This is a genomic window from Pectobacterium punjabense (assembly GCF_012427845.1).
Classification (GTDB): Bacteria; Pseudomonadota; Gammaproteobacteria; order Enterobacterales; family Enterobacteriaceae; genus Pectobacterium; species Pectobacterium punjabense.
In genome coordinates this window covers 1,381,103-1,393,522 of record NZ_CP038498.1, presented here as the reverse complement: position 1 = coordinate 1,393,522, position 12,420 = coordinate 1,381,103, and the positions used below count along the sequence as shown (strand labels likewise).

The 12,420-nt window shown below is 53.4% G+C and carries 9 protein-coding genes; 3 read left to right on the top strand and 6 right to left on the bottom strand.

What is annotated here, in order from left to right:
- Positions 1–54: 54 nt before the first annotated feature.
- The 6 genes from menE to menF form a co-directional block, all read right to left on the bottom strand.
- The gene (gene menE / locus E2566_RS06170) at positions 55–1,467 is read right to left on the bottom strand and encodes an o-succinylbenzoate--CoA ligase (RefSeq protein ID WP_107168355.1); all 1,413 of its coding nucleotides are present in this window, start codon (positions 1,465–1,467) and stop codon (positions 55–57) included.
- Complete coding sequence (gene menC / locus E2566_RS06165; protein ID WP_107168356.1) at positions 1,455–2,426, bottom strand: o-succinylbenzoate synthase; 972 nt, start codon at positions 2,424–2,426, stop codon at positions 1,455–1,457. The genes menE and menC overlap by 13 nt, the downstream gene beginning before the upstream one ends.
- Entirely contained in the window at positions 2,426–3,283 is an 858-nt protein-coding gene (gene menB, locus E2566_RS06160) for a 1,4-dihydroxy-2-naphthoyl-CoA synthase (protein ID WP_107168357.1), read from the bottom strand. The genes menC and menB overlap by 1 nt, the downstream gene beginning before the upstream one ends.
- Positions 3,284–3,288: 5 nt before the next feature.
- Positions 3,289–4,089, bottom strand: a complete 801-nt coding sequence (gene menH, locus E2566_RS06155) for a 2-succinyl-6-hydroxy-2,4-cyclohexadiene-1-carboxylate synthase (protein ID WP_107168358.1) — start codon at positions 4,087–4,089, stop codon at positions 3,289–3,291.
- The gene (gene menD / locus E2566_RS06150; protein ID WP_107168359.1) at positions 4,077–5,759 is read right to left on the bottom strand and encodes a 2-succinyl-5-enolpyruvyl-6-hydroxy-3-cyclohexene-1-carboxylic-acid synthase; all 1,683 of its coding nucleotides are present in this window, start codon (positions 5,757–5,759) and stop codon (positions 4,077–4,079) included. Before menD ends, menH begins: the two co-directional genes overlap by 13 nt.
- A 300-nt stretch (positions 5,760–6,059) precedes the next feature.
- Positions 6,060–7,382, bottom strand: a complete 1,323-nt coding sequence (menF, locus tag E2566_RS06145) for an isochorismate synthase MenF (protein ID WP_107168360.1) — start codon at positions 7,380–7,382, stop codon at positions 6,060–6,062.
- 486 nt (positions 7,383–7,868) lie between these two features.
- Between menF and E2566_RS06140 the strand changes: the two genes are divergently transcribed.
- Genes E2566_RS06140 through rcsB form a run of 3 tightly spaced genes read left to right on the top strand, consistent with a single transcriptional unit; the run spans position 7,869 to position 12,401 of the window.
- Positions 7,869–9,038, top strand: a complete 1,170-nt coding sequence (locus E2566_RS06140) for an MFS transporter (protein ID WP_107168361.1) — start codon at positions 7,869–7,871, stop codon at positions 9,036–9,038.
- Positions 9,039–9,054: 16 nt separating this feature from the next.
- A complete protein-coding gene (gene rcsD / locus E2566_RS06135; protein WP_107168362.1) occupies positions 9,055–11,742 on the top strand; it encodes a phosphotransferase RcsD in 2,688 nt (895 codons plus the stop codon).
- Positions 11,743–11,750: 8 nt separating this feature from the next.
- A complete protein-coding gene (rcsB, locus tag E2566_RS06130; RefSeq protein WP_005976164.1) occupies positions 11,751–12,401 on the top strand; it encodes a response regulator transcription factor RcsB in 651 nt (216 codons plus the stop codon).
- The last annotated feature ends 19 nt before the right edge of the window (positions 12,402–12,420 follow it).

Sequence of the window (12,420 nt, the reverse complement as noted above, 5' to 3'; positions counted from 1 at the left end):
TCTACCCGAAACGCGCCTTCACTCCAGCATGAAATAGTGTAAAGCCAAGTCGCACTATGGTTTGAGCTGATGGCGCATGGCGTTGACCCAGCTTTTCACCTGCTGGCGAGAAAGCTTAATTCCACCGTTTTTCAGTTCAGTTGGCAACGTGTAATACGCTACCGGACGCTGAAATCCGGCAAGCTGCGGCTGTAGCCAATCGCACACCGCATCAAGCGTCGTGGAATGCGCCACCTCGACTACCGCAACAGGGCGATGGCCAAACTCCACATCTTCAACGGGCACCACACATGCCTGTTGAACGTCGGGATGCGTCAACAGCACGGCTTCGATATTCTCGGGCTGAACGCCTTCCCCACCGCTGAAAAATTGATTATCCAAACGCCCCAGAATGTGCCACTCACCCTCGACAAATCGCCCGCGATCTCGCGTGTGGAACCAGCCGTCATCATCAAGCAGCGGGATCAGTTTTCCGTCACGCCAATAGCCAGTCGCTAACGTGCTGCCACGCAGCAGAATTTCCTCCTCCACCAACCGGATCTCTCGTCCCTGTAGCGGCATACCGACGCCCGAGCGACCATCGGCACGTTTAGCGCAAACTGTGGACGCCAGTTCCGTCAGACCATAACCACACCAGCAGCTTACGCCTCGTGCTTCTGCCTGCTGCGTCAGCACCTGCGGGATCGTCGCACCGCCAAGCAATACGGCTTTCAGAGCCGTAGGTAATGTCTCCTCCGATAGCAGTCGCCACAGTTGAGTCGGCACCAGAGAAGCATGGGTACAATCGCGCAGTGCGCTTTCCAGCGGTTGATGCGCACGGACAACGATCGTCGCCCCAGTAGCAAGCCAGCGCCAGACAATACCTTGCCCGGATACGTGAAAGAGCGGAAGTGACAACAGCCAACTGTCGCTGGCGGAAAATGCCATTATTTGGACCACGCCTTCCGCACTGGAGAGATGAGCAGCGAACGTGTGCACCACCGCTTTCGGCATTCCGCTAGAACCGGATGTCAGCGTCAGCGTCGCTAGCCGATCGGCCTGCCAGCATAATCGACTCGTGTAGTTGGTTGCTTCGGTATCACCTAATGACGAGGAAGCCGATGGTAAAGAAAGCGAGCGTACGGTGTTCGGCCAGAGCTTATCATTCAGACACAGGCCATAGCCCACACCCAGCGTGGGCAGCAGCGCCTCGGTTAATGCATCAGGCAATTGTGGATTCAGCGGAAGTACTCGCACACCGCACTGTAACAGCGCCAAATAACAGAACAGCATCTGTACGCTGTTTTTCCCACGTAGTGCTACCGTGCTTTCAGCGGTAACACCCTGCTGTGTGAGATGTTCTGCCAAACGATCCACCCGCTGGGCGAGCGCCTGCCAGCTCCAGCGGATTTCGTCTTCAATCAATGCAACAGACAGGGGCGTCTGGCTAGCCCAGTATCGCCAAGGCCAGTCAGTCAGGATTGCCATACCACGTCCATTTGCTCGGTAGCCAGAAGCGGCAACGTACTATCCGGCCAGCGTTGAATCACCTGTGCCTGCATCAGATCTAACGTATCCAGCCCTGGAACCGTGCCCGGCGTTAGCCAGTGTGCCACCCGCGCCAGTTGCGTTAGACCCAGACTGGATTCAATGCTGGAGCTGATCACCGCCGTTAATCCGGCCTGATGCGTTTCCTGCACCAGTTGCTGACAGCGTGCCAGACTGCCGACCAGCGTCGGCTTGATCACAATCGCGCTCACGCTCGGCTCGGCTTCCACCCGAAAATCCGCCTCGCGCACGCTCTCGTCCCAGGCAATGTTGATGCCGGTTTCCCGCGCAAACTCACGGGATTCGTCACGGGTTTTGCAGGGCTCTTCGAGAAAGGCAATACGTGAACGCAATGACGGAGCGACATAGCGGGCGAAGCCGTCCGCTTTGGCTCGCGTCCAACTACGGTTGGCATCCAGGCGGAGCTTCAAGTCCGGCAAGGCTTCCAGCAGGACGTTAACGATCATGCCGTCACGCACCGCTTCGTACAGACCGACTTTTATCTTTGCCACTTTCTCGCCCGGCATCGCCTGAAGCATCTCGAACAGTTCATCAGGATCGCCATTACACAGCGGCGCTTTGCGATAGTCCGCCGCCTGAGGCAGGTGCTGATCCAGTTCGGCCTGTGCACAGCTCAATCCAAAGGCAACAGACGGCGGAAGATCGTCAGAAAATGCTCGCCCCGTCGCCCACGATTGCAGTTGTTCAAGCGCGGCGGATTCCGCCTCTGCCAGCGTTTCCACGCTGAACTCCGGCAACGGCGCAATCTCGCCCCAGCCCAACCGTTCACCGTCTTGCAGGCGAACGATAAGGCCATCGCGGGTTTTCAGACGCTGATTACGCAGCACCACCCCGGCTTCCATCGGCACGCTGTAACGATAGAGAGTGACCCGACGCATTACGGATTCCGTTTGAATTTGCTGAAGTCAGGCTGGCGTTTTTCATTAAACGCGTTACGACCTTCCTGCCCTTCGTCCGTCATATAGAACAACATGGTGGCGTTGCCCGCCAGTTCCTGCAAGCCAGCCTGACCGTCACAGTCCGCGTTCAGTGCCGCTTTCAGGCAACGCAACGCCATCGGGCTGTTTTGCAACATTTCACGGCACCAGCGCACCGTCTCTTTTTCCAGATCGGCCAACGGAACCACGGTGTTCACCAACCCCATATCCAACGCTTGTGCCGCATCGTACTGGCGGCACAGGAACCAGATTTCACGTGCTTTCTTCTGACCAACAATGCGAGCCATGTAAGAAGCGCCCCAGCCGCCGTCAAAGGAGCCGACGCGCGGGCCAGTTTGACCGAAGATGGCGTTTTCTGCCGCAATCGTCAGATCGCACATCATATGCAGCACATGTCCGCCACCGATGGAATAGCCTGCGACCATCGCGACAACCGGTTTTGGGCAGGTGCGGATCTGGCGCTGGAAATCCAGCACGTTCAGGTGGTGCACACCGCTGTCATCCTGATAACCGCCGTAGTCGCCACGTACTTTCTGATCGCCGCCGGAGCAGAATGCTTTATCGCCAGCACCGGTCAGGATAATCGTCCCGATACCATCGTCATGACGCGCATTATCGAGCGCCTGAATCATCTCTTTTACCGTTTGCGGACGAAACGCATTGCGTACCTGAGGACGGTTAATGGTGATTTTGGCAATCCCATCGATAGATTTATGGTAGAGAATATCGGCGAAGTCGCCGCTGCAATCGTGCCATTCAACGGGGGCGTAAAGCAGTTCTTCACTCGGATAAAGCATAGTTATCAGTCCTTAACGGGGTGCAAAAGAAAAGAGCGAACCCGCTCGGCATAGGCCGTTGGGTTCGCCTGATGAGCATTATGACCCGCCTGAGCGATGCTCAGTAACGGCAGGCCGTATTGCGCCGCCAGCGTCTGAAATTTCACATCGCGGGCACCGCATAAGTAAACAAAAGGGATCGACAGATGCCGCAGGCGTTCCGCCAAAAAAGGCTGCCGCCCCAGCGAGGTCGCTTCCAGCATCGCCGCAACAGACGCGCCATGATTGCCGCTGCGACGTACTATCAGTTGCTCACGCTGCGCTGAATCCACATCGGCAAAAACGGCCTGCTGATACCAATCCTGCAAGACCTCTGGCAAGGGCTCCTGACGAAAACGCTGCGCCCAGCGTGCATCATGATGAATACGTTCCGTACGCAGTTCTTGCGTTGCCAAACCGGGATGTCCCCCTTCGACCAGCAGCCCCAGCATGCCGTCATGGTGCCCGTCGCAGGCGTGATACATCGCAATGCGCCCACCGAGCGAATAGCCCAGCAGCCAATAACGTTCGATGCCCTGCGCCAGCAGCGTTGCGGTTAATTGGCGGCTGATATCGGCAAAATCTGCTGTAGTACTAGCTCGTGACGTGCCGTGTCCGGGTAAATCGACCAGCAGCACGGGCCAGTCACGAAAACACGGCAGGACAGGCAGCCAGTCCTCGCCACTGCCTAATAAACCATGCAGGCACACCAGCCACGGCTGCATGGGAGCCACCGCGCCATGCATCACTGTTCGACAACCTAGCCCCTGAGAATCTAGTGAACCCACGCCGCCACCTGCGCGACCAGCTCATTGAGCGTTTCCGCGCCGTCTTTCGGTTCAACCACCACTTCAAGCAGCGTGATCCCGCCCTGCGTCCAGCAATTTGACACCGTATCCGCGAGTTGTTCCCAGTTCTCGGCACGCCCGTAATTCAGGCCAAACATCGCCGCAGCGTGTCCGAATTCCACATTTTGTGGCATGCAATAAAACGCTTCGCGCTGGTCAACCGGCGTAGGCAGCAGGGAAAAGATCTGACCACCGTTATTGTTCACCACGATCAGCACCAGCGGTGCGGGAGACTGACGCAACAGCGCCAGCGCATTCAAATCGTATAATGCAGAGAGATCGCCAACGATGCCCAGCGTCGCTTTCGCCGTGGCGCGCTGTACACCAGCCAGCGTAGAAATCAGGCCATCGATGCCGCTGGCTCCTCGATTCCCATACACGGGATATCCCTGCGGAAGCTGTGCCAGTGCATCGATCAGACGCACCACGAGGCTATTGCCGACAAACAGCTGCCCATCCGGCGGCAGCAGCGCTGGTATTCGCTGCGCCAGCTGCGCTTCACCAAAACGGGAAGCCAGATGCGTATCGATCTGCCGCTGCGTTCTGTCGGCAATATCCACCAACAAATCCGCCCACGACGCCTGTTTTTCTGCTGGATGCGCCGACAGCCATTCGCCAACATCCGCAACCAAACGACGCCCGCGATGGTGAGCCGGGTCCAGTCGTCCCGGCAGATCGTCAATTAACCAAAATTCTTGCGGCTGACACTGTTCTTGCCATTGCAGCAGGCGTTTACCGGTCAGGCTACCGCCGAACTGTAAGACGATGTCTGCCTGTCGTAAAAGACTTGCCGCTTCAGGGTGTGCCAGCCAAATATCCGCGCAAGGCAAAGGTTGCCCGCTTTGCGACAGCACATCACCAATCAACGGCCAGCCCAATTCGCTCGCCCACGCCGCAAGACGCGTTCCTTGTTCGGGGCTCACACGCCCAGCGAGGACAACGCCACGCCTCTGCCGCCACTGCGGCCAGTCCGGCTGCACCGCCAGCGCACTCTGGCGCATTTCACGTAGCCAAGGCTCGCGGCTGTTCCACCAGTCACCCAGCGTCATCAGCCAGTCTTGATAAGCCGTGCCATCATCAGCACCGTAAAGCGGTTCAGCAAAGGGACAGTTAATGTGCAACGCACCGTGCGTAAGCCGTGCCATCGCACTATCCACGGAGGAAACCAGCCAGTTAGCAGGAATATCGGGCGTAGGGCGCGGTAAATCCAGCGCCAGCGTGGGGTGTGACGCATACAGTGCATGCTGGCGAATCGCCTGATTCGCCCCGCAGTCAATCAGCTCCGGTGGACGATCGGCTGTCAAAACCACCAGCCGTTCACCGGTCAGTCCTGCTTCAATAATTGCCGGATAAAGGTTGGCAGCGGCAGTACCTGACGTCACGATAATCGCAACCGGTTCACGCGAAGCCTTTGCCAGCCCGAGCGCAAGATGCCCCAACCCCCGCTCATCAAAATGCGTGTGGCAAATTAGTGCACGATTATCTGCCGCAGACAGCGTCAGCGGGGTAGAGCGAGAACCAGGCGCGATGCAGATATGCCGGACGCCATGACGGGTCAGCGATTCCAGCAGCAATGTAGCCCAGCGGCGATTAAATACACTTGTTGACATGATGTACTCAACAACTCAGGTTGCAGGTTATTCCCGTCATACTTCAAGCTGCATGTGCGTTGGCAATACTCAGCTCATCTCTGAGCGTCACCCTGAAGGGCCGCCGCAAGCGGCGTTCAAATCGGCTAAGCCAATTTGTCCTGCAACTCGAATTATTTAGGGTATAGCAAATACTCTTGATCCAACTGTTGGCGGCCTGGTTGCCCTTCAACAACTATCGCGATCAGCCTTATTATATTTTTTTTTACCACGCCGACTTTGATATAAACCAGTACCTGGCACAACAACCATAAAACAAAACTATGACATATCACCGTCTAACAGCGATCTCAGCCCCGCAGCTTTGTTTTCCAACTCCTGCCATTCTTGTTCTGGATCAGAATCGGCCACAATTCCGGCACCAGCATAGAGCGTCAAAACATGATCCCGCACTTCTGCTGAACGCAGTGCCACGCTGAATTCAGACTGCTGACGCGACAAGTAACCCGCAGAACCCGCATACCAACCGCGCTCAAACGGCTCATTAGCCGCAATAAAGCGGCGTGCCTCCTGCCTCGGCAAACCCGCTACTGCCGCCGTAGGCTGCAATGTATTCAGGCACGCACTATCAGACGCGGTTCGCAGCGTGGCATGAATGGTGCGACGCAGGTGCTGCACCTTACGCAAACGCACAATTTCTGGCGGCATGACATCCAGCGACAGCGCAGATTGCTGTAGCCGCTGACAAATATCATCCACCACCAGCATGTTCTCGCACTGATTCTTAGTGTCTTTCATCAGCCAATCGGCCAGTTCCGCGGCTTTGTGTGCATCGCGATCGCTTGCCACCGTTCCCGCCAAAGCTTCCGTTTCCAATTCGCTCCCTCGCCGGCGATAAAGCCGCTCCGGGCTGGAACCAAGAAACGCATGACGCGCATCGTGTGCCAGCATGAAATGGAAACAGTGATGATTCGCCGCACGGCTGGCAGCCATAAAAGTGGTTGCCTGTAGCGGTTGTGTCAGGGTTAGCGTGGTTGCCCGCGCCAAAACGACTTTTTCCATTAGCCCTGTTTTGATGTCATGCAGCGCCCGCTGAAGCAAATCAATCCACCCCTGACGCTCAGGCAGATGCGCAACAGACTGCACTTGCGCATGCAAAAGAGGCAATGGCGCGGGTGGAAGCAGCAGGTTAATAAACGCAGAAGCTTCGACAGCATCCTGTTGCAATGACGTTTCACTGAACAGGTTAATGCTCAGGCTGAGCGTATCATCCTGACGTCGCAGTTCCGCACGGGGCAAGAACAGGTAGCCGGGCGACGAAGCGCCCTCTTCTTTCGACTGGTTAAATGCATTCAGCCCCCAGATGCGGACATCGGGATCGCACTGCAGCTGAACGAGGAATGCCTCAGCGTCCTGAATATGACGAAATCCACACACCTTGCCACAAACGGCAACCTCTTCACGATCCTGACGGTGCTGCCAATAGAACTGGGGATACACAGGCTGAGTCGCCAACCACGGCAATAACTCAGCCGCCTCACTGAGGCGTAATGAACGCGTTATTTGTCTGAAACCTGCGCGTTCAGGCTGTGGCTCGCGCAAATCTTGCTGCATATGGCGCAGCAAGTCGGAAAGTTGTTTCACCGTCACCCCGGAGACCTAACACAAAGTAGGGGATTATACGGGAAAAAAACACGTCGTGGGTGAGAGGTTATGCAAGACGCAAAAGCCACCACCAGCAGAGTGCGTTTCAGTACATTTTTATGACGTACCATCCCTGGCCGTCACCCTTACAGGCCGTTGCTTGCGCAACGTTAAAAATTTCTCCTGGAAATTTTTTACTCCCTAAAGGGTATCCGCATGACCACAACGGTGAGCACGGGGTGAAATCGCATCAAACGGCAAAACGGTACGCACACATCGCACTAAAATCTTATTTCATCATCATTATTGCTTCAATTGACCCTTTCTTCTGCCGATTATCTAGTCGGCATTTTTTTGCGTGCGGCATCGCATCAAGACATATTTTCACCTCTCGCCTTTCGCCGTCTGCTTGGATTCTTTCCATTCAGACTGCTAATTATGGTAAAAATAGGCTCTTGTCACGTATACCGGATAGCCTCGTTCAGGATGAGTACGACACTGCATTCCAACTCGTTAAGCATTAATCAGAATCTGCCGGGCAAAAAAGCACAGGCAGCCACGCGCATCGCTTTCTTTGTTGCAGGTTTTGCTATGGCTTCCTGGGCACCGCTGGTGCCCTTTGTTAAAGCGCGACTGGCTATCAGTGATGCCTCTCTCGGGATGTTGTTACTTTCTCTGGGCATTGGTTCGCTGTTGGCCATGCCGCTCACCGGCTTCCTCACCAGTAAATGGGGATGCCGCAGCGTTATTTTGCTGGCAAGCGCGCTGCTTTGTCTGATATTGCCCGCCCTGACGCAAGCAGAAACGCTGCCGTTGATGGCAGTCGTGCTGCTCTTTTTTGGCGCATCTATTGGTATGATCGATGTTGCCATGAATATTCAGGCCGTCATCGTAGAACGTGCCAGCGGCCGCGCGATGATGTCCGGCTTTCATGGTTTCTTTAGCATCGGCGGGATTGTCGGCGCTGGTGGCGTCAGCGCCCTGCTATGGCTTGGTCTGTCCCCGTTAATGGCGATACTGACTATTGTTGCGTTGGTGCTGCTATTCATGACAATGGCGCATAAGCATCTGCTACGCACCACAAATCAAAATGAAGGCGGCCCGTTGTTTGTGATCCCACGCGGATGGGTCATGTTCATTGGTTCACTCTGCTTCATCATGTTCCTGGCCGAAGGTTCGATATTGGATTGGAGCGCCCTCTTTCTAACGGTTGAGCGCAACCTGAGCGGCGCACAGGCGGGTATGGGCTATGCGGCATTTTCCGTCGCGATGACGCTCGGCAGACTCAATGGCGATCGCATTGTTAATGCGCTTGGGCGCTACGCGATTCTGACTGGCGGCAGCCTCTGTGCCGCACTCGGTCTGCTGTTAACGATCAGTATTGATAATGCAGTAACCGCCATTCTTGGCTTCGTGATGGTGGGTATCGGCGCATCCAATGTAGTACCGATCCTCTTCAGCGCGGCGGGAAACCAAAAGATCATGCCACCCAATCTGGCCATCGCCTCCATTACCACAGTAGGCTATGCGGGCATTCTTATCGGCCCAACCATTCTCGGCTTTATTGCGCAGCTCAGCAATTTGGCTACCGCATTCGGGTTCGTCGCACTGCTGTTGCTGGCCGTCAGCGCCAGTGCACGAGCAGTCATCCGCTAATCAGGAGCGTTAATTGATGCCAGCCATGATCTTGCGTTATTTTTCCCTCCTTACGGTGTTATCGCTCCTTATTACTGGAACGTTTGGCTATAGCTACATCAACGATTTGCTGGCGGACAAAAAGCATTCGCTGACGACCATTGCTCAGGGCATACAGAAACGCGTCGATACTTACCGTTTTTTCACCTATCAAATTTACGGCAGTCTGAATAGTGAACCGTCCGCTAGTGACGCCAACATTAGCGCGATTAATTTAATGCCCAATGTTTTCTATGTAGAAAAAAACGGTCAGAAAACGGATGCGTTGATTTTTGGGCAACACGATAAAGGGACGCTGACATCGGTTCGTCGGATATCACGCTATCTCGATATTCTCTGGGGAGCAGAGAATAACGTCTATTCCATGTATTACCTGAACGGTATCGACAACAGCCTGACGATGATTTCTACGCAAACGCTGAAAGATATCTCTTCGCAGTTCCGCGGCAATTATATTACGGTCATTGCCGAAGCCCGCCGAACAGAAATGCTACAACAGGCGAATGTATTAGACGAGCGCGAAAGTTTTTCCCCGCTGCGTAAATTACGCTTCTATAACGACTACTATTTTACGCTGCGCACCACATTCAATCAGCCGGGCCATCTGGCGACGATTCTGGCATTCGATTTGCCAATTAACGATTTAATCCCAGACACGATTCCGCGCGAGCATCTTATGCTGAAGCCAGATACGCCAGCGGCCAGCAATATTGACAGCAGCAATAATGGCGAAGGCGCAGCTGACGTGCAGCTTCATGGCTCTAATCTTGAAATCTCCGCCACACTCGTTAATGCACCGCTAAAAATCGTTTTTCAGGTGCCGGTGAAAGCTCTGATGATTGATGTGTTGCGTAATAACATCTGGTTTCTACTGCTGAATCTGGTTCTGCTGAGTTTGTCCGTTATAGGTTTTTATCTTTTCCGGCGGACGTATGCGCATCCCGACGAAGACTTATCCCATCAGTTGGAAAATAAGCTGGATATTTACCGCGAAACCACGGGAAAAATCCCGATGGGCGTATTGGTTTATGATTTCAGCAGCAACAAGATCATTATACAAAATGAGCGTGCAGAGCATCTGCTTCCTCACCTGAGCCTGCAAAAAATCACCAATATGGCAGACGAACATCAGGGCGTTATTCAGGTCACTATCAATAATGAAATGTATGAAATCCGCCAATTTCGTAGCCAATATTCACCAGACTATTGTCTCTTCCTACTGCGCGAACAGGATAAAGAGATTCTGGTGCAGCGGAAATTACTGCTAGCCCAGCGTGAATATGAAAAGAATATTCATGCCAGAAAACGCCTATTCCAAAACCTGCTCAGCGAATTCAAACAACCGTTGATCTCACTACAACAACATATTCAGGCGATACGCCACAGTGATGCGGCGGTCATAGAAGCACAGACGCTGGAGCAACTCACAGCAGATACCCGCTGCGCGATCGAGCTGTTGGAAAATATCGCCCTGCATGAAAAGCTGGAGGCGCAGGAATGGACGGTAGTCAACGCCAGTTTTTCACCGCTAGCGCTTATCGACAATGTTCTCCTTGAGCTGCTGCCACGGTTGAATCAAAAAGGGTTAACCTTATTCCATCATTATCATCTGGATAGTAATCAAACTTATGTGGGTGATGCCGAGCTGTTGAAAAAGATGCTGGCACTGCTGCTAAATTATTCGGTGACCAATACGGATTACGGAAAAATTACGGTGTCGGTTGACAGAAAAAATAATGAGCCGGACAGGCTGGTTATTCAGGTCAGCGATACAGGAACACATATTTCAGGTAAAGAGCAGGAAAATATTCGGCATCCTTTCCTGCATCCTGCAACTTCCGACCATTTCGGACAAAATTCAGGATTGACCTTATTTTTGTGCAATCAACTCTGTAATAGACTGGGCGGCGCGTTAACCATCAACAGTAAATCCGGGCTAGGTACACACTATATTTTGACGTTAAAACTAGAGCCGGAAGCGCTGTCCGTTGAGGACGAAAAACTGCTGGATGGTATTACCGTTCTGCTGGATGTAACGTCTGATGAAGTACAGAATATCGTCGGTAATATGCTGGCGGGCTGGGGAGCGAATTATCTGATCAGCGATGAACGCCAGATTACTCAGGAAGCCGATATTTTTATTACTGATGACCCGGAGAAAAAAGCAGATTATACGCTGCTGTTGAGTCATGACGATGACACGCTAATGCCTTTGGGCCCGCGCCGTTTACGGGTGAACTACAATATCAGCCACCTCCTGCTGGAGGCATTGCTTAAGCTGATTGAACTGCAACTGGAAACACCCCCCGATACGACGCAGGAAGGAGAACAGAACGATATCGAATTTTACGCCGCACAATTGGCGTCAAGCGACTATTATTCGCTGTTCGTGGAGACAGTACCGGATGATTTAAAGAGGCTGTATACTGAAGCGGAAGCAGGCGATTTTCCGTCACTTTCGCAGACGGCGCACCGGCTGAAAGGCGTGTTTGCCATGCTGAATCTGCACCCTGGCAAACAGTTGTGTGAACAGCTTGAACAGCATATTACCGCGCACGATAGTGTACAGATTGAGGCTAACCTTCATGAAATTGAGAGGTTTGTCAGTGCATTACTATCCCCAAGCGAACCTAAAGGGCAGCAAGGTAGCCAACAAGATGAGTAACCAAAACGATGAGTAACCTAAACGTAATTATTGCCGACGACCATCCTATTGTCCTTTTTGGAATCAAAAAATCACTTGAGCAAATTGAATGGGTCAATGTGGTTGGCGAATTTGAAGACTCAACCGCGCTGATCAATAACCTGCCTAAGCTGGACGCTAATGTTTTAATCACCGATTTATCCATGCCAGGCGATAAATACGGCGATGGTATAACGCTCATTAAATACATTAAGCGTCACTTCCCTCATCTCTCTATTATTGTTCTCACCATGAACAATAATCCGGCGATTCTGAGTGCGGTGCTGGATCTGGACATTGAAGGCATCGTACTGAAACAGGGCGCGCCGACCGATTTACCCAAAGCGCTAGCAGCCCTGCAAAAAGGAAAGAAATTCACGCCGGACAGCGTATCCAAAGTGCTGGAGAAAATCAGCGCCAGCGGCTACGGCGATAAACGTCTGTCCCCGAAAGAAAGTGAAGTACTGCGTTTGTTTGCAGAAGGCTTTTTAGTGACCGAAATCGCCAAAAAACTGAATCGCAGTATCAAAACGATCAGTAGCCAGAAGAAATCAGCCATGACCAAGCTCGGCGTCGAGAACGATATCGCCCTGCTCAACTACCTGTCCTCCGTTAACGGCGGCGCGACACAGGTCGACTAGGTTTTTCTCCCTGCATCGG